This is a genomic window from Hyalangium gracile, assembly GCF_020103725.1.
GTDB lineage: Bacteria > Myxococcota > Myxococcia > Myxococcales > Myxococcaceae > Hyalangium > Hyalangium gracile.
Window position 1 is genome coordinate 36,014 of sequence record NZ_JAHXBG010000016.1, and the last position, 25,639, is coordinate 61,652.

Below are 25,639 nucleotides of genomic sequence, written 5' to 3' on the forward strand. Positions count from 1 at the left end.
TGTCCGCCCTCCCGAGGACCGAGCGGGGGGACAGGCGAGCGCGCCCCCATGCATACCTTCCACCCAACGTCCCGGCACTCGGGACAGGACTGGTGGAAGATGGACGCGATTCAGGTTCCAGTCTCCGGATGGATCGCCTTCGCCGGGCTGGCCCTGGGCCTGCTCGTGGTCGATCTGCTGGCCCATCGCGGGCGGCACGGCGAGTCGAAGCGCAGCGCCATCGCCTGGAGCCTGGGGTGGATCGCGCTCGGGCTGGGCTTCAGCGTGTTCGTCTGGAGGGCCTACGGCTCGCGCGCGGCCCATGAGTACCTGGGCGCCTGGCTCATCGAGAAGAGCCTGAGCCTGGACAACCTCTTCATCTTCCTCGTCATCTTCCGCAGCCTCAGCATCCCCGAGGCCGAGCAGCGGCGGGTGCTCTTCTGGGGCATCTTCGGGGCGCTGGTGTTCCGAGGCCTCTTCATCCTGCTCGGCGTGGAGGCCATCGAGCGCTGGCACGCCGTGGTCTACGTGTTCGGCGCCATCCTGCTCATCACCGCCATCCGGGTGGCTCGCGAGGATCCGTCGCGAAAGCAGAAGAGCACGGTGGTGGAGTGGCTGGCCAAGCGGATTCCGCTGCACCCCGCGGTGGAGGGCTCGCACTTCCTCGTCCGGCGCGGAGGCCGGCTGCTGGCGACGCCCCTGCTGGTGGGGCTGCTCGCCATCGAGCTCACCGACATCGCCTTCGCCGTGGACTCGGTGCCCGCGGCGCTGGCGGTGAGCCATGAGCCGTTCATCGTCTACACCTCGAACGTCTTCGCCATCCTCGGCCTGCGGGCCCTCTACATCGCGCTGGCGCACGTCATCTCGGAATTGCGCTACCTGCACTACGGGCTCGCCGCGGTCCTCGCCTTCGCGGGCCTGAAGATGATCATCCCCGACAGCGTGCTGCATGTGCCGCCGCTCGCCTCGGTGGTGGTCATCCTCGTGAGCATCGGCGTGGCCGTCATCGCGAGCCTTCGCTCCCGGGCCCGGCAGCGTCGCCTGGAGCGGCAGCGGAAGGGGCCAGGGCCTGGACGTGAGGTCCCCGCCTGAGCGGCACAGAGCCCCGAGGCGCGCTATGAAGAGAGTCATGAGGCACGGGATGCTGAGCGCGGGGGTGCTGACCGCGAGCCTGCTGGTGGCGTGCGCCACGGGCTCCCGGGAGGTGCGTGATGAGGGCAGCGAGCGCATCGAGGCGGCCATGCGGCCCGAGGCCCACCCCGAGCTGATCCCCGAGGGCATCGTCCTGGGCGAGGACGCGCCCCCGCTCGCTCCCGTGGAGCCCGAGGTGGCGGGCTTCCCGGAGCGCGTGACGGCGTATGGCGGGCCCGAGCCCCTGGGCTGGGCGTACGGGGTGCCCGTCATCGGCTCGGGGCCGGCCTGTGGTCCCCCGCCGCCCGCGGTGCGCTACCACATCGAGGCCCGGCCCGGAGGCACCATCCCCGGCCTGCTGCCCTGAACGCAGCCGGCGTGCGACATCCTCCGCCGTGGATCGTTCTCCTATCAGGGAGGGGCGCTTCCGCTCCTTCCCTCGAGAGCCGGGGCAGACCGTGCGTGGCCCCCAGGAGAACGACGATGAAGCCCCCCCACGGCGGCGCCCTTCAGACGTGGCCTGAACCCCCATGTGTTGTGATGGGCCCTCTCCCGCCTGGAGGCCGGCGTCATGCCGCAGCATCTCGCTCAACCCTTCCTTGGTGCCCGCGAGGGCGCCGCCCCCTCCGAGTCCCTCCCGAGCCTGGAGGCACGGCTGGCCCGTGCGCTCGACACCGCCCGCGCCGCCTGGCCTGGCGTGGAGCTCGACGGCGCCCGCTTCGTCGCGCACCTCGCCCGGCACCTGCCCGCGGAGGGCTTCCCCGAGTCCCTCGAGCACTTCCACCTGGGTGACTTCTACCTCGCCTGTGCCTGCGCCCAGCGCGTGCCGGCCGCCCTGGCGGCCTTCGAGTCCCGCTTCCTCCCGGAGGTGGATGTGGCCGTCGCCCGCATGAAGCTGCCCGCCTCCGTGCTCGACGAGGTGCGCCAGCAGTTCCGCCAGAAGATGCTCGTGGCCACTCCGGACGCGCCCGCGAAGCTCGCCGCCTACCCGGGCACCGGGCCCCTCAACGGCTGGGTCCGCGCCGCCGCGCTGTGGCTCGCGCTGGACCTGCAGCGCCGCAACGCCAGCGAATCGCACGAGGATGACTCGGCCCTCCCCTTCCTCGTCGAGCCCGGAGATGACCCGGAGCTGGCCCACCTGAAGACGACCTACCGCGCCGAGTTCAGCGCCGCCTTCGCCCAGGCCCTCTCCGCGCTCGCGCCCCGGCAGCGCAACGTGCTGCGCCTCAAGTACCTGGACGGCCTGAGCATCGACGAGCTCGGGGCGCTGTACGGCGTGCACCGCGCCACCGCGGCCCGCTGGGCCGTGTCCGCCCAGGAGTCGCTCCTCGAGGAGACCCGTCGCGTGCTCACCGAGCGCCTGCGCCTCACCCACTCCCAGCTCGACAGCGTGCTGCGCCTGATCTCCAGCCAGCTCGACGTCAACCTCAGCCGGCTGCTGCGCTCCCGGCTCGACTGAACCCCCATGCGCTGCCTGGACGAAGCCACCTTCATGGCGTTGATGCTCGGAGGCCTGCCGCCGGACCGGGCCGCGGAGGTGGACGCGCACCTGGATGCCTGCCCGCCGTGCCGACGCATGATGGCCCAGGCGCTCCAGGCCCAGTCTCCCCCACCGGTGGAGGCAGGCAGCGCTCCGGACTCCGAGCGCGAGACACTCCCGGCCGCGGCGTCCGAGGGCGCGCTCCTCACCCGAGGCACGGCGGTGGGGCGCTACCTGGTGCTGGAGCGGCTCGGCTCCGGGGGCATGGGGGTGGTGTACGCGGCCTACGATCCCGAGCTGGACCGACGGGTGGCCCTCAAGCTGCTGCGCACCGGAGCGCTCGGGCTGCAGGCCACCGAGGGCCGTGCCCACCTGCAGCGAGAAGCCCAGGCCATGGCGCGCGTCTCCCATCCGCACGTGGTGCCCATCTACGACGTGGGCACCTTCGGCGAGCAGGTGTTTCTCGCCATGGAGCTGGTCGAGGCGCGGACGCTGCGACAGTGGCTGCGCGAGGCCCCCCGCTCCTGGCGCGAGGTGCGCGACGCCTTCGTGGAGGCCGCGCGCGGACTGGCCGCCGCCCACGCCGTGGGGCTCGTCCATGGAGACATCAAGCCGGAGAACCTGCTCGTGGGCCGGGACGGCCGGGTGCGGGTGACGGACTTCGGCCTCGCGCGCACCCTCGTGCCCGGAGAGTCCGGCGAGGAGCTGCCGAGCGTGGCGGGCGGCACTCCGGCCTACATGGCGCCCGAGCAGCTCTCGGGCAGAGGCGTCGCGGATGCTCGCAGTGATCAGTTCAGCCTCTGCGTATCCTTATATGAGGCCCTCTTCGGCGAGCGCCCTTTCGCGGGCTCCAGGGCGTCGGAGCTGGCCACCGAGGTGCGCGCGGGCCAGGTGCGCCCCGTCCCGCGAGGCACCTCCGTGCCGTCCTGGCTCCAGCGCGTGGTGCTGCAGGGCCTGGAGGCGGAGCCCGCGCGGCGCCACGCTTCCATCGAGGCGCTGCTGGCCGCACTCCACGCGGATCCCGCGGTGCGGCGCCACAAGTGGCTCCAGTGGAGCGGAGGATTGGTGCTCCTGCTGGGCGCGGTGGTGGCCACCCAGCTCTTGAACACCCACCAGGCCCGAGCCTGCGCGAGCTCCGCCGAGCGCGCGCTGTCCGGCGTCTGGGACGTGCCCCGGCAGCAGGCCGTGGAGAAGGCCTTCCTCGACACCGGACGTCCCTTCGCCGCTACCGCGTGGGCGCGAGTGCGGCGCTCGCTGGACGCGTACACCGCCGCGTGGGTGACGACGCGCACGAGCGCCTGCGAGGAGGCCCGAACGGGAGCGCCGCGCGCGGAGGAGCTCCGGGGCGAGCGGATGCGCTGCCTGGACGGACGGCTGGCGGAGGTGGCCGCGCTGACGCAGGTGCTGGCCCAGGCGGACACGGACGTGGTGGGCCGGGCCCTTCGGGCCGTGGAGTCCCTGCCCCCGCCCTCGGGCTGCTCGGAGGTGGCGGCGTCAGGCCGCGAGGCCGTGCCCTCCAACGCGCTGCGAGAGGCGGTGGTGCGAGCGCGGGCCCTGGAGGCCGCCGGCCGGTACACGGAAGCGCTGGCCATCGCCGCGCCCGCGGCGGAAGCGGCACGCAAGCAGGGAGATCGGGCGGGCACCGCGGAGGGGCTGCTGGCCGTGGCGGAGCTCCGCGAGGAGGCGGGGGACTATCGAGGCGCGGAGGAGGCCCTCTTCGACTGCCTCTGGGCCGCCGAGGCCGGACGACACGATCGGGTGGCCGCGCGCGCGTGGACACTGGCGGTCCGCCTCTCCGGTGCACGCTTCGAGCAGTTCGCGCTCGCACGTCGCTGGCACGAGCGCGCGGACGCCGCCCTCGTCCGCCTGGGCGGGGACGATGCGCTGCGCGCGCGGCTGCACGTCAACCAGGGGCGAGTCCTCTACGCCCAGGGCCGCTACAGCGAGGCGGAGGCGCAGCACCACCATGCCCTGGAGCTGCTGGAGCACACCCTGGGCCCGGAGAGCCTGGAGGTGGCGGATGTCCTCCTGGAGCTGAGCGGGGCCCAGGCGGTTCAGGGGCGCAAGGAGGCCATCGGCCTGGGACAGCGAGCCCAGGCGCTGCGCGAGCGCGCGCTGGGGCCGGAGCACCCCGAGGTGGGCATGGCCCTGGCGGAGCTTGCCGGGCTGCACTGGCTCCAGGGCGGGTTCGCCGAGTCCGAGCGGCTCGCCACCCAGTCCCTGGCGCTGCTGGAGCGCTCGCTCGGCCCGAAGCACCAGCGGCTCGTCACCCCGCTCAACACGCTGGCCATCGCCCGGCTCGCCCAGAACCGGGCACAGGACGAGGTGGTGCCCCTGATGGAGCGAGCCCTCCAGCTGCTCGAGGGGAGCGGAAGCGAGGAGAGCTCCGAGACCGCGGTGCTGCGCACCAACATCGCCTCCGCCCTGGGACACGCCGGCCGGCCCGCCGAGGCGGAGCGGCTCATCACCGACGCCATCTCGAGCCTGGAGCGGAAGCTGGGCCCCGAGCACCCAACCCTCGTCGTCATGCTGCTCGAGCTGGCCACCGTCCTACAGGCGCAGGGCCGTGTCGCGGAGGCCCTCCCGCGGCTCGATCGCGCCGCAGCCATCCAGGACGCCCTGCCGGAGGACGTGCGCGGCATGTGGATGCACACGCGGATGGATCTCGGACGGGCCTACATGGAGCTGCGTCGCCCCAAGGAGGCCGTGGCGCCGCTGTCCCAGCTCGTCGCCGACCGGAAGCACACGCCCATGCCGCCCGAGATGGGGGCACTGGCGCGCTTCCTCCTGGCCCAGGCGCTGTGGGACTCCGGTGGCGACCGTCACCAGGCCGTGAAGCTGGCCACCGAAGCGCAGGGCCTGATCCCCGACACGGCTCCGGCCGCGCCCAGGTTCCGGAAGACGCTGGAGGACTGGCTCGCGCGGCACGTGCCCTGATCAGGGCCTCCCGGTCTGGAAGCGCCCGGCCGCGAGGTCTCTCTGGAAGCCCTCGAGCAGCCCGAGCCTCGACGCACCGACAGTGATCAACCACCCCGCCTGATACTTCCGCGCATAGGAGGCAGGGACGAAGTCCATCCACCGGGGCCGCGTCGAAGGTCCTCCCGTGAGACTGTCGTCGAGGGTCCTGCCCCGCTCCCAGAAGATCCGGGCCGTGGAGGTGGCGCAGGACATCTCCGCGAGATCCTCCGCGTGCGCGACATAGGCCTCGCGGTAGGAGTCCTCCGCCAGGGGCCGCAGGTACTTCAGCGGGATGGAAGCCTCCGCCAGTCCGATGCAGCCACCCACCGCGGGAGCGCCACAGTGGCGAGCCCGCTTCGCCACCTGCGCGGGAGAGGCGATGCTCGAGAAGGCATCGCTGGTCCCGATGATGGCGGTCATCCGCGCCACCTGCTCGTGGCTCATGGGGCGCCACTCCGACGGAGGCTCCTTCAAGGAGTCGTAGGCCTCGCGCTCGAGGCGGAGCAGCTGTGCCGCCACCAGCCCTCCGAAGATCGTATCCGAGCGGTAGGCCATCCAGGCCAGGTGGCGCACGTCCTTGGCGGCCTCCACCGGCTGGCCCGTGCGCAGGCCATGCATCAGCCGGAACTGCGACCAGCGCCGCAGCCAGCCCAGGTTCGGCAAGGGCGTCGCCAGCCAGTCGACCCGCTCCGGCAGCACGAAGGGCGTGTTCCGCAAGATGTCCCACCGGTCATACGCCTGGAGCCTGCGCATCCACTCGAAGTCCAGGGAGGAGACATCGACCTGCGACGTGAGCCAGTCCTTGAACTCCGAGTCCAGCCGCGGCAGGTGCGAGGGAATGTCGAGAGGCGACCCACGGGGCAGCCCGGGCCTGGGGCCCCAGGGCAGCCACCTGCTCAACAGGGGGCTCGCATCGCCCTCGGTCCGAGGCTCGTGGAACCAGGGGTCCTTCGCGAGCAGCTCCTGCTGCTCACAGAAGAAGTCGATGGAGCGGGAGACGTCATGCCGGTGCTGGCCGAGCGCGGGCTCGTACTCCTGGCGAAGCCCCCAATCCAGCAGCACGAGCGTGGCTGTCCCCAGGAGCACGACGAGGCTCACCAGCCACAACACGACTCGCAGGATGCTTCCGCGACGCGAAGGAGGCTTCAGGGACATGGCTGGATCTGGCACAATACGGCTACAGATCGGAAGTGTCCGCCATTGAACACCCCCCCTCTGGCACCGCGCGCGGGCGGCACGACCCCTGGAGTCACTTTTCCAAGGAAGGCTCTAAATACGCCGCCATGCCGCGAACGAGGACGCCCTGCTCGGGTAAGGAGACGGGTCAAGCTGCGGTGGAGGCAGCACTCACGCTGCCGCTGACGGTCTTCCTCATCCTCGGGACGATCCAGCTCTTCGTGCTGCTCCAGGCCCGGGCGTTGACGCAGTACGCCGCCTTCCGCGCCGTGCGCACGGGCAGCGTCAAGCACGGCAGCTGCGAGGCCATGACGCACACGGCCATCGCGGCGCTGCTCCCCTCCTTCGCTCGCACCGACTCGCCGGAGGCGCTCGGCACCGCCTTCCGCGTCCACCGGGACAACGTCTTCAACCCGGCCTGGGATCAGGGCCACACCGGCAGCATCGTGTGGCTGGCCCGGGAGCGCCCGCGGCGGGAGGAGATCCCCCCGGACGAGGAGGAGACCTTCGACGACCCGGCGCGCTACACCTCGCTGGCGGACGTGGTGCGGTTGGAAGTGCGGCTGGTGTTCTGGTACCCGATGCGCATCCCCTTCGCCAACTGGGTCCTCAGCCGCATGTTCCTGGCCCACCTGGGACTGCTCGACTACGACGCCGTGGACCCGCTCCAGCCCGCGCACCAGGCGCACTGGAGCGGCAAGGTGACGCCCTCGCTCGACGCCGCCATCCAGAAGGAGCTGCTCGAGCGCACGAGCCGCAAGGAGTACGTCTTCCCGCTCCAGGCCACCTACACGATGCGGATGATGACTCCGGCCCGCATCTCGGAATTCGCCACCCAGAACTGCCCTCCCACGCCCCTCGGACTATGAGCCCCCCGCGCCCCCACGGACAATCGCTGGTGCTCTTCTGCCTGACGCTGCTGCTCGTCACGCTGATGGTCTGCCTCACGCTGTCGTTCTCCATGAAGCTGCGCGAGAAGATGGAGACGCAGAACGTGGCGGACCTGGCGGCCTACAGCGGCGCGGTGGCCACCGCGCGCACGTTCAACAGCGTGGCCCTCATGCGGCGCGCCCAGACCGGGCAGCTGGTGGCCATCTCCTCGGTGATGAGCCTCATCAGCTGGACGAGCATGCTGCGCGCGAACCTGAACGCCGCTCGCATGGCGGCCAACGGGTGCCCCGCCGCCGCCACCGCGCTGGAGGCCCTGGACGAGAAGAACGAACAGATCGAGAAGAAGTGGCACGAGCTGGACGCCGCGGCCGGCGTGCAGGCCTACAACATCCAGCTGCTGGGCGGCCACCTGGGGGGCATGCAGGGCCAGATGTTCGAGCGCCTCAAGGAGTCCGTCTCCGGCGAGCAGAAGTCCTTCACCGCGAAGATGGCGGCCATGGCGAGCAAGGACGGCCGCTTCCCGGACGAGCTGCACGCGGGGCCCACGCCCGTCTCGGTGAACGAGCTGGTGCAGGCCACCAGCGGAGGCGCCGGCTACGCCCTGGACATGGCCATGGCCACCCGGGGCTACCACTTCCTCACCGAGCGCCAGGGCATCCCCGCCATGACGGGCAGCGGGGGCATCCTGGGCGCGCTGGGGGCGGCCGGAGGCCGGCTGCGCGTCGTCGAGGGCGGTGGCAGCGCGTACTGGGGCAAGGAGCTGGGCCACGGCGGGCGGGCGGATGCGACCTGGTTCACCTGGGCGGAGGATCACGCGCTGGTGGAGGTGTCCTTCCCCGGCTGCCCCACCTTCACGGTGCAGGCCACCGCGGGCGTGAAGGCCACCGACAAGGAGGACGAGACGGACAACCACTGGTGGACCCCCGCCACTCCCCTGCTGGGTGACGCGGATCCCGGCATGGAGAAGCAGTACCGGCACACGCTCATCTCCTGCTGGCCGCGCGAGTACTGCCCCAACACGTTCATCGGCGGCATGACGTACAACACGAGCGACCACTCGGCCGACAACCTCTATGCCGAGCCGAAGCTCTTCGCGCTCGCCCGGCGCGACTACCGCAAGCGGGGCCTGCGCAGCGATCCGTGGGAGTTCTTCTTCCACTTCCGCTTCACCCCCGAGTCCAACGGCCGCTTCGACAACCACGGCTGGACGCTGGCGAATGGCACGGACATCAGCGTGCAGTCGGCGCTGGGCACCGGGCTGGCCTACTACCACCGGCCCGGGCACTGGAACGAGGCGCCCAACCTGTGGAACCCCTTCTGGCGCGCCACCCTGGTCTCCGCGGACATCGACAAGGCGGGAGACCTGAGGCGCGGCGGCACGGACGTGCCGGACACGGTGGGCGGGCCCGCGGCCGAGGCCTTCCGGCAGCTCATCTCCGCTGGCTACAAGGGGGTGCACTGATGCGCGCTTCCTGGCGAGCCGCTCGCGGCCAGTCCGTGGTGGAGCTGGCCATCGGCCTGATCGTCTTCGTCACCGTGGTGATGTTCGGCATCCACTTCGCCGAGGTGGGCTACCTGTCGCTCCAGGTGCCCCAGGCGGCCGTCTCTCCGCTCTGGGACAGCACGGCGCTCCGGGTGCACCGGATGAGGGACCAGCAGGACTCGATCGGCGACTTCACCGCCTTCCCCAACATCGCGCCCTCGGTGCAGGCGCACGCCGGCGTGCGCTTCCGGGACTTCGACGGCCGCAGCTCCACCTCCTCGAGCCAGACCAACCACATCACCCAGGTCTTCACCCGGATGGATGGCCTGCAGGTCCAGTGCACCGAGGATCCCGAGGTGTTCTTCGACTTGCCTCGGGGCGAGCGCCCGGACCTGCTCGAGCCACGGCCTGGAAACTTTCCAGACGCTCCGCCCGGGCAGGACGTGGGCGCCCCCACGGACAGCCCGCTCGATGGCATCTACGAGAACGTGGGCGGGATGAGCTGCGCGGCGCAGGCCCACCTCGAGGGGCTGTCCACGCTGCCCACCTCCTTCCTGGAGGGCACCGGAGGCCTCTTCCAGGTGCAGCACTCCGTGCCGCTGGAGATGACGATGTGCTCGGTGGGCCGGGCCCAGAATGGGGTCTGCAAGGGCCGCTACGGCATCCTGCTGGGAGACTTCGGCTTCACCGATGAAGACGTGGCCGGACACTGCCCCCTCCAGCCCGAGCAGCCGGATGTGCCCTGCCCCGAGAACCGGACCTTCTACTTCGCGGCGATGAAGGTGTTCTCCAACACCGGCCGCTCCGCGGGGCGCGCGGCCTCCGACTTCGCGAGGTTCTTCGCCGGCTACAGCCCCATCAACGAGAGCGGCTTCTTCATGAGCTATCGCGGCGAGGAGGACGACTACATCGAGCGCACCACGCCTCCGGGCGAGGAGGAGGACGAGATGGACCGGCCCCGCAACACGGGAGGCCCGGACCACGAGCCCTCGCCCTTCCGCCGTCCGTCCAACGCATGCTTCCTGGGGATACAGGGATGCTGAGCACGCTCCTCACCCTTCAGCTGCTGCTGGCCGCGGCGCCCGGGCAGCCCCCTCAGCCCTTCCGCTGGCAGGTGCCGGAGATGGTGTCCCGGCTGGAGGTGCCCGGCAGGATGAACGTGGCCGGCATGCCCATCCGCCTGGAGGTCTACAGCTCGAGGCTGAGCGTGCAGCAGCTGCTCCAGCACTTCGCCACGGCCTTCGACCGGGCGGGCTTCTACCTCCAGCGCGAGCAGCGGCAGTTCTCCGCCCAGCCGCACCTCACCGCGCTGGATACGCGGACCTTCATCGCCTACACGGTCATCCTCGAGCCCGAGCCCGGAGGACTGACGACGGTGGTGCTGGGCGAGGCGAAGCTCAACGAGCCGCTGCCCCCCGCCGCGCCGGCCTCGCTCCCCATGTACCCCGGTGCCAGCAAGCCCCTGCACGGGGACTTCGAGGGCGCGCGGACCGTGGCCTACCAGGTGGTCGCGAAGCAGGCGCAGGTCGAGAGCTGGTACCGCGAGCAGCTCACCCGCGCCGGGTACCAGGAGGAGACTCCCCTCGTCTTCCGCCGGCAGGAGCAGGAGCTGCGCGTGTCGCTCTCCCAGAACGGGGGCTGGGTGCACGTGGTCCTCTTCCAGAGGACCTCCACGGAAGCCCTGCCCTCGGGCCCGCGCTGACGCGTCCCTCCTGGCGAGATACCGTCGGCCACGCCGTAGGCCCTAACCCAGCATCTCGTTCAGGAGCCGCGCGACGGCCTTCGCGTCCGCCTGGCCGTTCGTGGCGCGCATGACCTGACCGGTGAAGAAGCCGGTCAGGCCCTTCTTTCCGCCCCGGTACTCCGCGACCTTCCCTGGGTTGGCATCCAGCACGGTCTGGATGGCGGCGCGCAGCTGGCCCTCGTCGCTGACGACGCGCAGCCCCTTGCGCTCCACGATGGTCGCGGGCGCCTCGCCGGACGCCTGCGCCTCCGCGAGCACGTCCTTGGCGATGCGGGCGCTGATGCCGCCCTCCGCGATCAGCGCCACGAGCGCCGCGAGCTCCTTCACGCCCACGCGGTTGGTGCCCTCGCGGATGGCCGCGGACAGATCGTTCACGACCCACGGCACGAGGTCCGCGAGCTGCTTGCCCTGCACACCCTCGAGGTAAGCGGCGAGCTGCGGCTCACGGGCCAGCAGGTGCGCATCGTTCTCGGTGACGCCCTGCTTGCGCAGGCGCTCGGACGTGGCCTCCTGCGCGGCATCGAGCGCCGGGCGGACGGGCGCCGCGGCCTCCGGCTTCTTCTCGGCCTTGGGCCTGGGCGGCGCCTGGGTCTCCGGCTTGGACTCGGGGGCCTCCGCCTTCCGGGTCCAGGTGTCCTTGAGCGTCATGGTGCGGTTGAGCACCAGCGCGTCGTCGCGGCTGTCCACGGGGTCGCGCCAGAAGTACCCGACGCGCTCGAACTGGTAGCGGGCGCTGGCCGGATCGCGCGTGAGGCTCGGCTCCACCAGCCCTTGCGTCACCACCATGCTCTGGGGGTTCACGAAGTCCAGGAAGTCCGTGTCGAGCGGCTGCGTCTCGTCCTCGTGGCCGGGCTCCTCCGGGTCGAACTGCTGCGCCTTCTTGTCGGGATGCGGCACCGAGAACAGCCGGTCGAACAGCCGGAACTCGGCCTTCACGCCCCGCGTGGCGCTCACCCAGTGGATGACGCCGCTGGCCTTCGCGTCCTCGCCCAGCAACGTGACGCGCAGCTCGGCCGGCTCGCCGTCGGGCCCCGCGACGACTTCATCGCAGCGGATGATGCCCGCGCCGCGCAGGCGCACCGTCCCGCCAGGCGTGAGCCGCTTGAAGCCCTTGGGCGGGTTCGCGCTGAAGTCCTCGCGCTCGATGACGAGCTCGCGCGTGAGCGGGACATCGCGCACGGCCTTCTCGACCGGCACGCGCTCGCCGCTGGGGAGCGGCACCTTCCCGTCCGTGCTCTCGCCGATCGCGTCCTGCGGCCAGTACGGCAGGCTCAGCACCCGCTCCTCGCCCAGGTTCTGGACGACGACCTTCAGAGGCTGCGTCACGGCCATCACGCGGGGCGCCCGGACGCTCAGGTCCTCACGGACGGCGTTCTCGAAGATGGCCAGGTCCACGGTGCGGTTGGTGCGGCTCACGCTGATCTTCGACGCGAACGCACGCACCGACTCGGGAGTGATGCCACGCCGGCGCATCGCGCTGAGGGTGGGCATGCGCGGATCATCCCAGCCCCGGACGATGCCCTCGCTCACCAGCAGCCGCAGCTTGCGCTTGCTGACGACCGTGTACTCCATGCTGCGCCGGCCGAACTCGTACTGGCGCGGCGGCGTCTTGCCCGTCTCCTGCTCCGAGAAGAGGTTGTCCATCAGCCAGTCATAGATGGCCCGGTTGTCGATGAACTCCAGGCTGCACATGCTGTGCGTGATGCCCTCGATGGCGTCGCTGATCGGATGGGCGAAGTCGTACATCGGGTAGATGCACCACTTGTTCCCGGTCCGGTAGTGCGACGCGTGGAGGATGCGGTAGAGCACCGGGTCGCGCAGCTTGAAGTTCGGGTGGCCCAGGTCGATCTTCGCGCGCAGCGCGTGCTCGCCGTTCTTGAACTCCCCGGCGCGCATGCGGCGGAACATGTCGAGGTTCTCCTCGACGCCGCGGTTGCGGTACGGGCTGGGGGTGCCCGGCTGAAGCTTGGTGCCGCGCAGGCGCGCCATCTCCTCGGCGCTGACGCTCTCCACGTACGCCAGGCCCTTGCGGATGAGCTGCTCGGCGTACCCGTACAGCTGCTCGTAGTAGTCCGAGGCGTAGAACAGGCGCGAGGTGTCCCACCCCACCCACTGCATGTCGCGAATGATGCTGTCCGCGTACTCCTGCGTCTCCCCTTCCGGGTTGGTGTCGTCCATGCGCAGGTGGCAGACGCCGCCGTAGTCCAGCGCGGTCATGAAATCCAGGTAGCTGGCGAACGAGTGCCCCAGGTGGGCATATCCGTTCGGCTCTGGAGGAAAGCGGGTGACGACGTGGGAGTGACGCCCGGCTTGCAGGTCCGCGTCGATGATCTCCGTGATGAAGTTCGGAGCGACCCGACGGGCCTCGGGCTTCGGAATCAGGTGGGCAGACGGCTTGGCCATGCCTCATTTATGCCCGATTCCGGGGGGGGAGGAATCTGGAATCTGACATCTGATTGGAGGACGAAAGATCAAGGCTCCGGGGGGCGTAGCACCTCGGCCTTCGCGATGCGGTCCAACCGGAAGTGGCGGCGCTCGCCCCTGGCCAGGTCGACGGCGTCGAGCCGGGTCTCATGCCGGTCCATGACCACCGACTCGATGCGGACATCGCGAGTGGTCTCGAGGAAATTCCCGTCCACGTAGGTGATGCGCAGCGGCTGCTGCTCGAACCACGCTCGCTCGAGGGCCTCGCGGACCTCCTTCTTGCTCGGCAGCGACGGCACGCCGAGGAACGTCAGCTCCTTCAGGCGAGAGAGCAGCTCGCGCTGGGCGGACGTGGAGAGCGCGGCCCGCACCTTGTCGAGCGCCGACTCCAGGGTGTCGGTGAACGGCAACAGCCTCATCTGGATCGCGAAGCGCCCAAGCGCGACCAGGAGCGCCGCCTCACGCGCGGTGAAGTTCACCGGGGGCAGGCTGTAGCTGCGGTCCAGGGCATAGCCGCCACCGGGCCCTCGCTCGGCGCCCACCGGCAGGGCCGCGGCCCGCAGGGCATCCAGGTCGCGGTAGATGGTCCGGACGGTCACCCCGAAGCGCTCGGCGAGCACCTCCGCAGTGACACCGGTGCGGCGACCTCGCAGGTACTCCGCGAGGGCAAAGAGGCGCTCGGTCCGTTGCATGGTTCCGATTGCTGACATACCGCTGACACAGCGGGTCATCAAGATGGGCCTCATCGAAGTCGGAGACAGGTGATACGCATTCATCTGGGAACCGCGATGACGCTCACGCTGCAGGACGAGTGGCTCTGGGGGTGGGATCCCACGCCGGGCATCGTCTCGGTGTGGGCGGAGCCCGACGGCCGCGCGTTCGTCTGGCGTCGCATCCCGAAGACGGGCGAGCTGGTCCGGGACGACGTGCGCTTCCGCCCCTGGCTGCTCCTCTCCTCGCTCGACAATCTGGCGCACCTGGGTGACAGGCTCCGCCCCGAGAGCGACGGCCCGGCCCCACAGCGGGTGACGTACCAGGAGCTGGAGGGCCCCGGCGCGCTTCGCTACCTGGTCCGGGCGGACGACGGGCGAGCGCTGGCCTCGGCCGTGCTCCAGGGTGCGTCGCGGCGCCTCGGCCGGACGGTCGGGCATCTGAAGGACCTGGGCGCGGACGCGGTGCTCACGCTGCCACCGGAGGAGCAGTACCTCATCGCGACAGGGCGCACGTACTTCCGCGAGCTCGGCTTCGACGAGCTGCACCGCATGCAGTTCGATCTGGAGACCACGGGGCTCGATCCCTCCCATGAGCGCATCTTCCTCGTGGCCCTGCGGGCTCCCGACGGCAGGACGGAGATCCTCGAGGCCCATGGCGAGGACGATGCCGCCGAGGCCGACCTCCTCCGCCGCCTGGTCGAGCGGGTGCGCGCCTTCGATCCCGACGTGATCGAGAACCACAACCTGCACGGCTTCGACCTGCCATTCCTGGCGCGCCGGGCGAAGGAGCTCAGTGTCCCGCTCGCGCTGGGACGCGCCGGAGCACCAGGCCTGCGGGAGCGTCCCGCCGCGCGAGGTGCGGCGCTCGATCGGGGAACGCCTGGGCGCAGGCCCGAGCGCCGCGCGCGGTACACGCTGCCCGGGCGCGAGCTGATCGACACGCTGGACGCGGTGCTGCGGCACGACTTCTCGTCCCGCGATCTGCCAGGCCACGGGCTCAAGGTCGTCGCGAAGCACTTCGGGCTCGCGGGTCCGGAGCGCGAGCACATCCCGGGCGCCCGCGTCCATGAAGTCTTCCGCCGCGATCCGGAGCGGGTGCGTCGCTACGCCCGTGACGACGTGACGGAGGCCGGCGGCGTGGCGCACCTGCTCGGAGGAGCCGCCTTCGCGCTGGCCCGCATGGCGCCGCGCCGCTACGAGCGCCTGGCGGACGCCGGGCCCGCCACCGGAGTGCTCGATCCGCTCCTGGTGCGCGCCTACCTCCGCTCTGGGGCCGCGCTGCCCGCCCACGAGCCCGGAGACGGCACGTCACACAGCGGCGCGGCGCTCCACCTGTTCGCCACGGGCGTGGCGCGGCACGTGGTGAAGGCAGACGTCGCGAGCCTGTACCCCTCGCTGATGCGCCAGTACCGGATAGGCCCGAAGCGCGACCGGCTGGGCGCGATGCTGGCGCTGGTGGATCGGCTCGTGGAGCAGCGGCTGGAGGCCAAGGGGCGAGCACGGGCCGCCCCCCCCGGCTCACCGGAGCGTCACACCCACGAGGCGCTCTCGGCGGCGATGAAGATCGTGGTCAACGCGGCCTATGGCTACCTGGGCGCGGTGGGGCTCACGCGCTTCGCGGACGTGCATGCGGCCAACGAGGTGACGCGGCGCGGACGGGAGGTGCTGGGGCTGCTCTGCCGCGAGCTGGCGGCGCGGGGCGTCACGCTGCTGGAGGCCGACACGGACGGCGTGTACTTCTCAGTACCGGAGGACTGGCGAGAGGCCGACGAGCGCCGGGTGGTCTCCGAGGTCGCGGCGCTGCTGCCCCCCCGGGTCCGCCTCGAGTTCGACGGGCGCTACGCCGCCATGCTCTCGCACGAGTCGAAGAACTACGCGCTGCAGCCCTACGAGGGGCCGCTGGTGCTCAAGGGCGTGGCGTTCCGCTCCAGCCGGGCGGAGCCCTTCGGGGAGGACTTCCTGCGCCGGGCGCTGCGCTGCCTGCTGGCGGGAGACATCCCCGGCGTCCGGGAGGCCTATGTCACCACCGTGATGTCGCTGCGGCGACGGACACTGCCCACGCACCAGGTGACGTCCCAGGTCCGACTGACGAAGCCCCCCGAGCAGTACCTCGCCGCGCGCGAGCGTCGGCGCGAGCTTCCGTACGAGGCCGTGCTGGCGAGCGGGCGGACCTGGTGGGCCGTCGGCGAGTACGTCCGCGTCTACCGGGCGGTGGGAGGACGCGCGGGCCTGCTGCCCGATCCGGACGCCGAGGACACCGGCAGCGTCCGCCCAACCCTGCGAGCGAACGATGGAGCCGCGGGCGATCGGCGCGACTACGACGTCGAGTACTACGTCCGTCTGCTGCGCGAGACGTTCGCGGCCCGGCTGGTGCGCGCGCTGACGCCCGAGGACTTCGCGACGGTGTTCGAGGATCCCGGGCAGCCCTCCCTCTTCCCACCCTCGCTGGAGCAGGCGCGACCGGTCCTCACCGTGCTCCGCGACCCGCGGAGCGAGCCCCCTCTGGACGCAACAGGCTGAGACAACCCACGGACCCCAGATCGCTTATGGAGAGCTCTCGAATGCGTCGCATCATCCCCTCGTGCCTGCTCCTCGCGCTCTGGCTCGGGTGCGCTACTGGCGCTCCGGCGCCCGCCGTGAGTCCTGGCCCCGCCGCAGCTCCCACGCCCGTCACCGCTCCGAGCGAGGCAAAGCCCCGGCATGTCCTCTCCGGCAAGGTGCTGGGGCCCGGGGGCGAGCCCATCGCGGGAGCTCGCGTCGGCCTCACGCCCCGAGCGCCTGCGTGGGACCTCCGGCAGGACGCGCCACGGACCATCGTGGAGACGGGCGCGGATGGCTCCTTCCAGGCGGGCCCGCTCGAGAGCCTCGCGTACAGCGTGGGAGTGTATGCCCCGAGCGGTGCCGTCGCCTTCGGACCGGCCGTCACGCGTGAGCGCGAGGAGCAGGTGCCGCCCGTCGAGCTGCGCCTGTCCTCCAGCCCCGCTACCCTCGAAGGCGCGGTGTGGGACGAGGCGGGAACGCCGGTGCCCGGTGCCGAGGTGCGCATCGCGCGGCTGGCCATTCCGTACGACGACGTCGCCTACCTCCCGCCCAGCCCTGATGGCCGCTACCGGGTGACGTTGACGCCGGGCCAGTACGCCGTCATCGCCCGGGTGAAGGGCTACCTGCCGTCCTCGAAGGTCGTCACGGTGGAGGCAACCGGGCTGACCCTGAACCTGCGCCTGGAGCAGAGCCCGGACGCGGCCCAGCGGCAGGCGGCCATCGCGTGGGTGAAGCAGAAGGCCCTGCCGCTGCGAGCGGTGGAGGCGGGCAACGGCTTCGAGGACCTGCAGCCGCTGAAGAAGGTGCTCCAGGACGTGCAGGTGGTGGCGCTCGGAGAGGCCACGCACGGCACCCGCGAGTTCTTCCAGCTCAAGCACCGCATGCTGGAGTTCCTGGCCACGGAGCTGGGCTACACCCTCTTCGCCATCGAGTCGGATGTCGCCGACGCGCACGCCGTCAACACGTACGTGCTCACGGGCCAGGGAGACGCGGCGCAGGTGCTCGCGGGCCTGGGCTTCTGGAACAACGAGGAGGTGCTCGAGCTCATCCGGTGGATGCGCCGCTACAACGAGGATCCGAGCCACACGCGGAAGCTGACGTTCCACGGCGTGGACATGCAGGGGTCGGTGAAGGCGGTGGAGACGGTGGCCGAGTATCTGTTGAAGGTGGACGCTCCCTTCGCCTCGCGGGTGAAGGAGCGCCTGGCGCCGCTGGCGGACAAGAAGCAGTGGTTCCGCACGCTGCAGACGCTGTCCGCCGAGGACAAGAAGTCGCTGGCCGGCTTCGTGGACGAGGTGCTCGCCCGCTTCGATGCGCGGAAGCAGGAGTACGTGCGTGGCTCGGACGCGCGGCAGTGGGCGCGGATGCGGCACACCGCCAGCGTGCTGCGCCAGCTCATGGAGCGCCATGTGTCCGGCAACCGCGAGGTGCGAGATCGCTCCATGGCGGAGAACCTGCGCTGGGCGATGGAGTACGAGGGCCCGGAAACGAAGGCCGTGGTGTGGGCCCACAACGGGCACGTGACGCGCACCCAGGATGACGGGATGGAGTGGCCCATGGGGCGCCACCTGGCGCGGGAGCTGGGACGCAAGCTCTACGTCTTCGGCTTCGCGTTCCACCAGGGGGGCTTCCAGGCGTGGAACATCTCCAGGTCCCCCGCCGAGGGGCGGCGCGGGATGGTGGACTTCTTCGTGCCGCCGGCGCCCGAGGACACGCTGGACGCCATGCTGGGCGCGTCGGGCCTGTCGCTGGCGGCGCTGGATCTCCGGACGGTGCCGCGAGGCCCCGTGTACGAGTGGTGGCGGCACACGCACCGGACGCGCAGCCTCGGCTTCGTCTACTCGGACGAGGGCTATCCGCTGAACCTCGTGCGGCCGCTCGAGGCGTATGACGGGCTGCTCTTCGTGGAGCGCACCACCCCCGCCCGGCCGCTCCCCCAGCCGTAGCAGCGAAGCGGAGGCGGTGGGTCAGGCGTTGTCGAAGTCCCTCACCAGCATCTCGCCAGAGCGCTGGAGGATGCCGTACTCCAGCTGCCGGTCAGGCCCTCCCGATGCCGCGCGTCGCGGCGACGGGGCACTTCCGTGCTCCGCCAATCACACACTGGAGAGCTGAGCCATGGGTCATCGCGTCGAGAGACCAGGGGATATGTTCGACTCCGTCCGCTACAACACCAAGACGACTCCCGAGCTTCGAGAGGCCATGCAGAAGAAGGTCAAGGAGATCGTGGCGCGAATCGCGGATCGCGAAGGGCGGATGAAGCGAATCCGGGATGAGTACCAGATCGACGCAGAGCGGCTGGCGGCCCTGGTCATCCAGTACCAGAACCAGGACTCGGACTTCGTCTCCTACCAGAGCCAGGGCGACTCGACTCGCGGCGTCGTGCCTGCCGGCGTCATCGCCAACATCATCAGCGAGCGGGAGATGATCGACTCGGAGCGAGGGCAGATCCGCAAGATGGAGCTGGTCCTGCGCAACCTCCCCGAGACGGAGCTCTACAACGACCCGAGGACGGGCGCGGTCAAGAGCCGCCAGCCCCTGCACAAGCTCACGGATGACGAGCTCGAGTTCCTCGGGTTCTGACGTGCGGAGGCTCGGCCAGATACTTCGAGCGAGCGGTGCCGTCGCGCCCAATGGATGGTCGGAGCGCGCGACGGCGCTCGGATTCTGGGTGAGAGCGCTATTCGCAACTGCTCACGCCATCTCTCGTCCGATGCGCCAGGCAGCCGGCGCTCTGAGAAGACCCCCACGTGGAAGCGACCCGGCGGCCAGCCCGGACGTAGACCGTGTGGGCTGCGGGATAGTGAAGAGCTCCATCAAGGAGTTGTCGCGGAGCTGGGCCAGCGTGCAGAGGTCGTCCTCCAGCGCGAGCGTCAGGACCGTGCCCGGTTTCTTGGGGATTCGTTTCAGCAAGGTGCGCTCACGGACTCTTCAGGGGCCCGAGGTGGGGGGATTCTTACGCTTGGGAAGGATGACGGGCACGTAGCAGGTGTCCTTGACCACCTGCCCCCCAAGCTCCAGGCATTTCTCAGCATCCCCGATGCCTATCCACCAGCACACTCCGTTGAGGATCACCTGCCCCTTGATCGGACAGAGCCCTCTCTGATCGGGCCGCAACTGTCCAGGCTCTGGCTTGGGCAAGGGGGCCGCGCCCAACACCTCCTCCGACGAGTCCGTGGGAGCCTTCTCCTGAGGCAGCTCGGCTGCGGCCTCTCCGAGCCCAGTAGTACCCACCTCCCCGGATTCGGCTCCCGAGGACTCAGCCCGTGCGACGGATGGCGCCTGTGGCGGCTTGCCAGGCAGAGCCCTCCACACCCCGAGGGACAGGGCCAGGACCGCAGCTGCGGCCAGAGCCCGCTTGCGCCAGACGTGTCGAGGGACGGAGAGAGCAGGCTCGAGGGTGGATTCCAGTTCCTGCGCCAATTGCGCCGCGGTCCCTCCCTGCGCGGGGTCCACCGAGAGCAGGCGCAGTGCGCAGGCGCGCAGGACGGGATCCACAGTGGAGCTCTTCAGAAGCGCGGGAGGCAGCAGCACTCCCTCCAGGTGCACGGTTCCATCAGCACCGCGAGAAGGCGCTGCGGGCTCCGGATACTCTCCGATGAGCAGGTAGCAAACGGTAACGCCCAGGGCGTAGAGGTCATCGGCCGCGGTGGCACGGTAGCGAGCGGCGGCGTCTCGATAGAACCGCACCTCGAAGAGCCAGGACTCCGGGGAGCGATAGATCGGAGTGCCTGGGAACGCCATGGCCGGCGTGAGGGTGCCCGCTCCCGGGTAGAGGCCGGTACCGAAGTCCACGAGCATGGCTCGGCCATCGGAGCGGCGCACCAGGATGTTGCCCCCCTTCAGGTCCCGATGGACGGCCCCCTGCGCATGCAGGACCGCCAGTGCCTGCACCAGTTGCAGCATCCAGCGTCGCGCCTGGGATGGCTTGGGCGGCTGAAGTCGGGCCTGGTCGTACAAGGGCACGCCGTCCACCCACTGCATGACCAGGAACGGATGGGAGGTGCCGGAGGAGGAGTGCCAGCACCCCTGATCGAGCAGACGAGGGATGCTGGGGTGCTGACATCGAGCCAGCAGCTCCGCCTCCCGGGCAAAGCGAGGGTCCGCCGGATGCAGTGCCAGCTTGAGCGCCACGGGGGCGCCGTGCGCGTCGTGCGCGGGAACGGCACGGTAGACGGCGCCGTAGACGCCGCAGCCGGCCCTGGCCACTACGCGCCAAGCCCCCACCACCGTGTCGAGAGGCAGCAGCGCGGGATGCGAGGGTGAGAGGAGCTCCATACGGTTCTGGAGCCACTCTGCCAGACCCGGGCCGCTCCCGGACATGAGGTCTTGAGGCGACCACGAGTGACGGCCAGGCGCCTCTGCCAGGCTCAGGCGGCTCACTTGCCTCTTCCGGCTTCGGCTCTGCCCCCGCTCGAGGAAACTACCAGCAGGACTGGCCGGCGGCGCGCGGCGTGCGACTCACAGTGTACCCACAGACAGGCCACAGGTACGAGCTTCTGACCCATTCAGCTTCGAATATGGCGAGGCACGGACGAAGAATGGCGGAGGAGCTGTTCCGGATGATTGGCTTCTGAAAGGCGATCCGATGTGGCTCACCAACGTCATCCTGGAAGGCAAGGTCATCGAGAATGAGCGCCTGGAGCTCAAGGACAAGGACGCCCTCTATCATCTCGGCCCCAACCTGACCCTCAATGGCTGTACCCTCGTCCTCCAGGTACCGGCCAAGCGGCTCCTTCTCCCCGGACCGCGCCTCGTCAACTGTACAGTCGAGACGAAGCGGGAGTTGACCCGCAGTGGCCGTGCTTCACGCTGCTCAACCCGTATCAGCGGCGGCAAGAGCTTGCCGCCTTCGCGTGGCCAGGGGATGTCCGCATCGCAATGGACTTCTCGCGAGGCCCGGAGTCCACGGTGGCCGTGACCTACCTGGCCACAAGCCTCGCCAGGCAGTTCGACACGACCACGGATGCCATCAAGTCTGCCCTCGAGAAGCTCGGCGACGTGATCTCCTGAGCTCGAAAGCATCGACGCACACCCGGGCCAGCCGTGGCTGGAATCCCAGGTGTGCGTCGGTCAACCGCTCAGCCCGTCTTCTGGTGCGCCTGCTGCCCCCGGCCTGGCGAGCGGCAGGCTCCGTCATGGCCCCCTGGCTCAGAAGAAGCTGGCGATATCCTTCACCGGCTGCGGAGCAGCCTCGGTCTGGCTCAGCGCGCCCGTGTAGGCCCCGAACAGCAGGGAGGCAGGGTTGACGCGGCCCTTCGTGAAGGCCCCGACGACGCCCTCTGCGGCTCCCTTCCAGGTATTGAGCACCCCTTCCGCGGCGCCCTTGAAGACGCCCCCGACGCCACCCTCCGAGTTACCGATGCCCGTCAGGACATTGCTGACGCCCGGGAGGAACCACAGGTGCTTGCCCGCCTCGCCGGCGAACCACTGGAAGTTGTCCTTGTTGCTCCCGTCCGCCTTGACGTGGGTGTCATTCGTGGTGGGCAGCTGGTGCTCGCCCAGGAAGGAGTACCCCTGCTCGGCGAAGTCCTTGACCATGCCGGCCTCGGTGCCGTGCCGGGCATCGCCATCCTTGGTCAGGCCCTCGATGTTGCCGTCGCCCGTGCCGTTCTGGACCTTGTTCGACCGGTCCCCGCCATCGGCGGACTTGGCGCTGTCGATGAACTCCAGCACCTTGGCCAGCCGGTAGACGGCGTCGGGGTTCTGCTTCGCGTCCTTGATGTCGAGCTTGGGGTCGACGCCCGTCTGCTTACACAGGTCGTTCCACTTGATGTCCTTCTGGCGACCCAGCTTGGCCAGCACGGGGGTGTCCTCGACGATCTCCTTCGCCGACCGGGTGTCCCCTTCCGGCCGCTTGTCGTCGGCGCTCGGGACGAGAGACTTCTTGGGCTCGGCCTTGGCAGCGGGCTCGGCCTCGACCTGCTGCTCCTCCACCGGGGCGCCCTGAAGCTCAGGGGGCACGCCCATCATGGCCGGGTCCATCATCGGCGGGCCCATCATCGGCGGGCCCATCATGGCCGGGGGCATCATCGACGGGCCCATCATCGGGGGCATCATCGGCGGGCCCATCATGGCTGGGGGCATCATCGGCGGCATCATCGGGGGACCCATGAAGCCCGGGGGCATGCCGCCGCCCATCATGGCCGGCGGCATCATCGGCGGCATCATCGGCGGGCCCATCATCGGGGGCATCATCGGCGGGCCCATCATGGCCGGGGGCATGGCGCCGCCCATCATGGCCGGGGGCATCATCGGGGCCATCATGCCCATGGCGCCGGGCAGCATGCCGGCGACCTGGGCACCCGCGCCGGCAATTCCCGCCGCGCCACTGGCCACTCCGCCCACGACGTCACCCACGGCCGACAGCCCGCCGCCGAGCACGTCGCCCAGGCCGCCGAGGCCCTTCGGCTTGAGCTTGTCCAGCCCGCTGCCAGGCTTGAAGTTGTCGAAGCTGGCGCCGGGCTTCTTGCCGGGAACGTTGCCGTTGATGTCCGGGCGAGGCGAGGGGGTGGGCTTGGTGTCCGGCTTGCCGCTCGGCTTGCCGCTGGGCTTGCTGCTGGGGAGCGAGAGCTTGGGGATTCCTTTGCCGAGGCGCATGGACGTGACTCCTGGGGAAGACGAGGGGGGCGGGTGGTCGAGGGGGCTGCCTTTGACGGGAAGACCTCACTGCAGCGCGCGTGCCATGGCGGGAGGCCTCGGAACCGGACGTGTTTCCGGGGACTTACGCGCAGCCAGGCGCACACGCGGAGCCGGCTGTCACCAGCGGTGGCCCGGCGCGCAGGGTGAATCCACTCACCAGGGCGATGACGGTTGTCACCAGGGGCGGAGTGCTGGCGTTGGAACCACGGACGGATCAACGAGGCAACGCCGGGAGCCCGCTAGGGGGAGGCCCGGCGGCCGCGTCGCGTCGCTTTCGTTGGAGGGAGGCTCGAAGGCGCCGCGCCCGTTCCAGCCGTGACGAGTCGGAGCTCCGCGAGCACCGCGCGGACGTGATGCGAGAGGTCGCCGTGCTCCCCGGTGTCCTCGACCCAGCGCTCGAACGCGTTCTTGAAGATGGCGATCCCCGCCTCGGCGATGAGGCTGGCGGCTGGCCTGGCGACGCCACGAGCTCGCAGACTGTCGGCAATCGCCGATGCGAGCGATGAGAGCTTGATCAGCTCTCGTTCTCGAAGCTCGGCGTGCTCCGCGATGAGGGCCTGTCGCTTGCGCGCGTACGCGCGGCGCTCCTCGAACCCGGGCGTCGTGGCTTCGAGAGCGGTGGCGACGGTGTCGAGCGGCGCCATCGCCGGTGGAGCACTCTGGATGGCATCGACGATGAGCTTCTCGAGCTCCTTCGAGCCAGAGAACAGAACCTCGCGCTTGTCGTTGAAGTAGCGGAAGAAGGTCCGCTCGGTGAGCCCGGCGCGCGCGGCGATCTCTTCCACCGTGGTGCGGTCGTACCCGCGCTCCTGGAAGAGCTCCATCGCGGCGTGCCGCAGCCGTTCTTGCGCGTTGGGTTCCCAGCGGCCCATGCGCCCCAGTGTAACCGATTCCAGAAAGTTGATTGCAGGAACTGACATCAGTTGTTAGATGTGATGTCAGCTTCTGACATCAGGAGATTTCCATGCGTGTCTTCGTCACCGGTGCGTCCGGTCACATCGGTTCCGCTGTCATTCCCGAGTTGCTCTCCGCGGGGCACAAGGTCGTCGGTCTCGCCCGGTCCGACGCTTCGGCCGCCGCATTGGCGTCCGCCGGCGTCGAAGTGCGGCGCGGCAGCCTCGACGACCTCGCGGTTCTCCAAGAGGCCGCTGCCGCCGCGGACGGCGTCATCCACCTGGCGTTCAAGCACGATGTGGCCTTCACCGGCGACTACGCGGCCGCCGCGACCGCCGACCTCCGCGCTGTCGAGGCCATCGGCTCGGCGCTCGAGGGCTCCGGCAAACCGTTCGTGAATACGGCGGGCACGTTCTCGCTCGCGCATGCCGTGCGTGGTCGCGCCAGCACCGAGGAGGACGACGGCGGTGGGCCGCGCATTGCTTCGGAGAACGCCACGATCGCGCTCGGCAAGCGCGGCGTCCGGGCCTCGGTCATCCGCCTCGCGCCGACGGTGCACAGTGCGCTGGACCACCAGGGCTTCGTCCCGTCTCTCGTCGCGATGGCGCGGAGGAATGGTTTCGCCGCGTACGTGGGGGATGGGGCCAACCGCTGGCCCGCGCTGCACACGCTCGACGCGGCGCGCCTGTACCGACTGGCGTTGGAGGCAGCGCCGGCGGGCTCGCGGCTGCATGGGGTCGCGGACGAGGGGGTCCCCTTCCGGGAGATCGCTGAAGCCATCGGTCGCGGCCTCGGGCTGCGGGCCGTCAGCATCCCGGCCGAGGAGGCCGGCAAGTACCTCGGCTTCCTCGCCGCGTTCGCGCAGTTCGACAACCCCACGTCCAGTGCGCGCACGCGGGAGCTCCTTCGCTGGCAGCCGACGCACCCGGGGCTGCTCGCCGACCTGGCCGAACGGCACTACTTCGAGCCGTCACCGAAGGCTCCGTGAGCGCGGCCCACGAGCTCGAGCTCCTTGCCCGCCCTACTCCCTTGCGGCGTTCGCCGGGCCGTGGCCCGAGCACGCGCCGGCAGCTGGCTTTCAGAATTGATGACACTTTCCGCCCAAGCTCATGAGGGCCACGGGAGGAGTGTGTCGATGCTGGTGCTCATGATGGGGCAGTGCTGGCCGCCACTCCCCTCATGCCCCAAGAGCTGGAGCAGCAGGCCGCGCGGGTCGTGCAGACAGACACAGGTGGTGCGGGGTGGACAGAAGCAACCGGAGTTGGATGCGCTGCTCACCCAGGCGGCGAGACGGCTGGCGCGCGAGGCGCTGAAAGCGTCAGTGACCAGCGCGCCAGACCCGCGAGCGGCCACGGTGGCGGTGAGCTGGGAGGACGGCGCGGACCTGGTGACGACCACGGCGGCGGTGCGGGCGACAGCGCCCGAGCATGCCCTCGAGCTGCTGTAGGAGAAGAAGGCCGCGCTCGGCGGAGCGGCCTCACTGCTGGGGGTGGGCGTGGCCGTGGAAGGCACGCAGGTGGCGCTCGCGGTGCTGAAGCCTTCGCGAGAGCCGTTCAGGCCCCAGGCACTGGAGACATCCTCTGCGG

Annotated in this window: 20 protein-coding genes; 14 read left to right on the forward strand and 6 right to left on the reverse strand. The window is 70.3% G+C overall.

Annotated features, from left to right (window positions below; genetic code table 11):
- The first annotated feature begins 99 nt into the window (after positions 1 to 99).
- The 4 genes from KY572_RS28990 (at position 100) to KY572_RS29005 (ending at position 5,527) form a co-directional block, all read left to right on the forward strand.
- Complete coding sequence (locus KY572_RS28990; protein ID WP_224246237.1) at positions 100 to 1,071, forward strand: TerC/Alx family metal homeostasis membrane protein; 972 nt, start codon at positions 100 to 102, stop codon at positions 1,069 to 1,071.
- Positions 1,072 to 1,108: 37 nt separating this feature from the next.
- On the forward strand, positions 1,109 to 1,477 hold the full coding sequence (locus tag KY572_RS28995) for a hypothetical protein (protein ID WP_224246238.1): 369 nt from the start codon (positions 1,109 to 1,111) through the stop codon (positions 1,475 to 1,477).
- Between the two features lie 204 nt (positions 1,478 to 1,681).
- Positions 1,682 to 2,569, forward strand: coding sequence for a sigma-70 family RNA polymerase sigma factor (locus KY572_RS29000; protein WP_224246239.1), 888 nt, complete (start codon positions 1,682 to 1,684; stop codon positions 2,567 to 2,569).
- A gap of 6 nt (positions 2,570 to 2,575) precedes the next feature.
- A complete protein-coding gene (locus KY572_RS29005; protein WP_224246240.1) occupies positions 2,576 to 5,527 on the forward strand; it encodes a protein kinase domain-containing protein in 2,952 nt (983 codons plus the stop codon).
- On the opposite strand, the gene KY572_RS29010 is transcribed toward KY572_RS29005, so the two are convergent.
- The gene (locus KY572_RS29010; RefSeq protein ID WP_224246241.1) at positions 5,528 to 6,703 is read right to left on the reverse strand and encodes a hypothetical protein; all 1,176 of its coding nucleotides are present in this window, start codon (positions 6,701 to 6,703) and stop codon (positions 5,528 to 5,530) included. It lies immediately after the preceding gene.
- 179 nt (positions 6,704 to 6,882) lie between these two features.
- Here KY572_RS29010 and KY572_RS29015 point away from each other — a divergent pair, with 179 nt between their 5' ends.
- From KY572_RS29015 to KY572_RS29030, 4 genes are read left to right on the forward strand one after another with little or no spacing between them, the layout of a single operon-like run.
- Positions 6,883 to 7,593: a TadE/TadG family type IV pilus assembly protein gene (locus KY572_RS29015; RefSeq protein WP_317987914.1), complete on the forward strand. Its 711-nt coding sequence runs from the start codon at positions 6,883 to 6,885 to the stop codon at positions 7,591 to 7,593.
- 29 nt (positions 7,594 to 7,622) lie between these two features.
- Positions 7,623 to 9,077 (forward strand): pilus assembly protein TadG-related protein, encoded by a 1,455-nt coding sequence (locus KY572_RS29020; protein WP_317987915.1) that lies wholly within the window; start codon positions 7,623 to 7,625, stop codon positions 9,075 to 9,077.
- Positions 9,077 to 10,141: a TadE/TadG family type IV pilus assembly protein gene (locus KY572_RS29025; RefSeq protein WP_224246244.1), complete on the forward strand. Its 1,065-nt coding sequence runs from the start codon at positions 9,077 to 9,079 to the stop codon at positions 10,139 to 10,141. Before KY572_RS29020 ends, KY572_RS29025 begins: the two co-directional genes overlap by 1 nt.
- Positions 10,135 to 10,800 carry a hypothetical protein gene (locus tag KY572_RS29030; RefSeq protein WP_224246245.1) on the forward strand — a complete coding sequence of 222 codons (666 nt, stop codon included), beginning with the start codon at positions 10,135 to 10,137 and terminating at the stop codon, positions 10,798 to 10,800. The genes KY572_RS29025 and KY572_RS29030 overlap by 7 nt, the downstream gene beginning before the upstream one ends.
- A gap of 42 nt (positions 10,801 to 10,842) precedes the next feature.
- Here the strand turns inward: KY572_RS29030 and KY572_RS29035 are convergent, their stop codons facing one another.
- Together KY572_RS29035 and KY572_RS29040 are read right to left on the reverse strand one after the other, a co-directional pair.
- Positions 10,843 to 13,245: a glutamine--tRNA ligase/YqeY domain fusion protein gene (locus KY572_RS29035; RefSeq protein WP_224246246.1), complete on the reverse strand. Its 2,403-nt coding sequence runs from the start codon at positions 13,243 to 13,245 to the stop codon at positions 10,843 to 10,845.
- Between the two features lie 68 nt (positions 13,246 to 13,313).
- Positions 13,314 to 13,958, reverse strand: coding sequence for a helix-turn-helix transcriptional regulator (locus KY572_RS29040; RefSeq protein WP_224246247.1), 645 nt, complete (start codon positions 13,956 to 13,958; stop codon positions 13,314 to 13,316).
- Positions 13,959 to 14,054: 96 nt separating this feature from the next.
- On the opposite strand from KY572_RS29040, the gene KY572_RS29045 reads away from it, so the two are divergent.
- From KY572_RS29045 to KY572_RS29055, 3 genes are all read left to right on the forward strand, one after another.
- Entirely contained in the window at positions 14,055 to 16,499 is a 2,445-nt protein-coding gene (locus KY572_RS29045; RefSeq protein WP_224246248.1) for a ribonuclease H-like domain-containing protein, read from the forward strand.
- 41 nt (positions 16,500 to 16,540) lie between these two features.
- On the forward strand, positions 16,541 to 18,466 hold the full coding sequence (locus tag KY572_RS29050) for an erythromycin esterase family protein (protein WP_224246249.1): 1,926 nt from the start codon (positions 16,541 to 16,543) through the stop codon (positions 18,464 to 18,466).
- A gap of 199 nt (positions 18,467 to 18,665) precedes the next feature.
- The gene (locus KY572_RS29055) at positions 18,666 to 19,100 is read left to right on the forward strand and encodes a hypothetical protein (RefSeq protein ID WP_224246250.1); all 435 of its coding nucleotides are present in this window, start codon (positions 18,666 to 18,668) and stop codon (positions 19,098 to 19,100) included.
- 348 nt (positions 19,101 to 19,448) lie between these two features.
- Here the strand turns inward: KY572_RS29055 and KY572_RS29060 are convergent, their stop codons facing one another.
- Positions 19,449 to 20,795 carry a serine/threonine-protein kinase gene (locus KY572_RS29060; RefSeq protein ID WP_224246251.1) on the reverse strand — a complete coding sequence of 449 codons (1,347 nt, stop codon included), beginning with the start codon at positions 20,793 to 20,795 and terminating at the stop codon, positions 19,449 to 19,451.
- 603 nt (positions 20,796 to 21,398) lie between these two features.
- On the opposite strand from KY572_RS29060, the gene KY572_RS47425 reads away from it, so the two are divergent.
- Positions 21,399 to 21,530, forward strand: a complete 132-nt coding sequence (locus KY572_RS47425; RefSeq protein ID WP_263452089.1) for a hypothetical protein — start codon at positions 21,399 to 21,401, stop codon at positions 21,528 to 21,530.
- 138 nt (positions 21,531 to 21,668) lie between these two features.
- Here KY572_RS47425 and KY572_RS29065 read toward each other — a convergent pair whose 3' ends face one another.
- Together KY572_RS29065 and KY572_RS29070 are read right to left on the reverse strand one after the other, a co-directional pair.
- Positions 21,669 to 23,117: a hypothetical protein gene (locus KY572_RS29065; RefSeq protein WP_224246252.1), complete on the reverse strand. Its 1,449-nt coding sequence runs from the start codon at positions 23,115 to 23,117 to the stop codon at positions 21,669 to 21,671.
- 281 nt (positions 23,118 to 23,398) lie between these two features.
- Positions 23,399 to 24,031 carry a TetR family transcriptional regulator gene (locus tag KY572_RS29070; protein WP_224246253.1) on the reverse strand — a complete coding sequence of 211 codons (633 nt, stop codon included), beginning with the start codon at positions 24,029 to 24,031 and terminating at the stop codon, positions 23,399 to 23,401.
- Positions 24,032 to 24,123: 92 nt separating this feature from the next.
- On the opposite strand from KY572_RS29070, the gene KY572_RS29075 reads away from it, so the two are divergent.
- Together KY572_RS29075 and KY572_RS29080 are read left to right on the forward strand one after the other, a co-directional pair.
- The gene (locus tag KY572_RS29075) at positions 24,124 to 25,041 is read left to right on the forward strand and encodes an SDR family oxidoreductase (RefSeq protein WP_224246254.1); all 918 of its coding nucleotides are present in this window, start codon (positions 24,124 to 24,126) and stop codon (positions 25,039 to 25,041) included.
- A gap of 273 nt (positions 25,042 to 25,314) precedes the next feature.
- Entirely contained in the window at positions 25,315 to 25,500 is a 186-nt protein-coding gene (locus KY572_RS29080) for a hypothetical protein (protein ID WP_263452090.1), read from the forward strand.
- The last annotated feature ends 139 nt before the right edge of the window (positions 25,501 to 25,639 follow it).

Bases quoted from the DNA above. Each gene is read 5' to 3' on its own strand.
- KY572_RS29030 (WP_224246245.1), top strand. From the start codon at position 10,135: ATGCTGAGCACGCTCCTCACCCTTCAGCTGCTGCTGGCCGCGGCGCCC.
- KY572_RS29040 (WP_224246247.1), bottom strand. From the start codon at position 13,958: ATGCAACGGACCGAGCGCCTCTTTGCCCTCGCGGAGTACCTGCGAGGT.
- KY572_RS29000 (WP_224246239.1), top strand. From the start codon at position 1,682: ATGCCGCAGCATCTCGCTCAACCCTTCCTTGGTGCCCGCGAGGGCGCC.
- KY572_RS29070 (WP_224246253.1), bottom strand. From the start codon at position 24,031: ATGGGCCGCTGGGAACCCAACGCGCAAGAACGGCTGCGGCACGCCGCG.
- KY572_RS29010 (WP_224246241.1), bottom strand. From the start codon at position 6,703: ATGTCCCTGAAGCCTCCTTCGCGTCGCGGAAGCATCCTGCGAGTCGTG.
- KY572_RS29050 (WP_224246249.1), top strand. From the start codon at position 16,541: ATGCGTCGCATCATCCCCTCGTGCCTGCTCCTCGCGCTCTGGCTCGGG.
- KY572_RS29065 (WP_224246252.1), bottom strand. From the start codon at position 23,117: ATGCGCCTCGGCAAAGGAATCCCCAAGCTCTCGCTCCCCAGCAGCAAG.
- KY572_RS47425 (WP_263452089.1), top strand. From the start codon at position 21,399: ATGGACTTCTCGCGAGGCCCGGAGTCCACGGTGGCCGTGACCTACCTG.
- KY572_RS29025 (WP_224246244.1), top strand. From the start codon at position 9,077: ATGCGCGCTTCCTGGCGAGCCGCTCGCGGCCAGTCCGTGGTGGAGCTG.
- KY572_RS28990 (WP_224246237.1), top strand. From the start codon at position 100: ATGGACGCGATTCAGGTTCCAGTCTCCGGATGGATCGCCTTCGCCGGG.
- KY572_RS29060 (WP_224246251.1), bottom strand. From the start codon at position 20,795: ATGGAGCTCCTCTCACCCTCGCATCCCGCGCTGCTGCCTCTCGACACG.
- KY572_RS29045 (WP_224246248.1), top strand. From the start codon at position 14,055: ATGACGCTCACGCTGCAGGACGAGTGGCTCTGGGGGTGGGATCCCACG.
- KY572_RS29075 (WP_224246254.1), top strand. From the start codon at position 24,124: ATGCGTGTCTTCGTCACCGGTGCGTCCGGTCACATCGGTTCCGCTGTC.
- KY572_RS29035 (WP_224246246.1), bottom strand. From the start codon at position 13,245: ATGGCCAAGCCGTCTGCCCACCTGATTCCGAAGCCCGAGGCCCGTCGG.
- KY572_RS28995 (WP_224246238.1), top strand. From the start codon at position 1,109: ATGAGGCACGGGATGCTGAGCGCGGGGGTGCTGACCGCGAGCCTGCTG.
- KY572_RS29005 (WP_224246240.1), top strand. From the start codon at position 2,576: ATGCGCTGCCTGGACGAAGCCACCTTCATGGCGTTGATGCTCGGAGGC.
- KY572_RS29055 (WP_224246250.1), top strand. From the start codon at position 18,666: ATGTTCGACTCCGTCCGCTACAACACCAAGACGACTCCCGAGCTTCGA.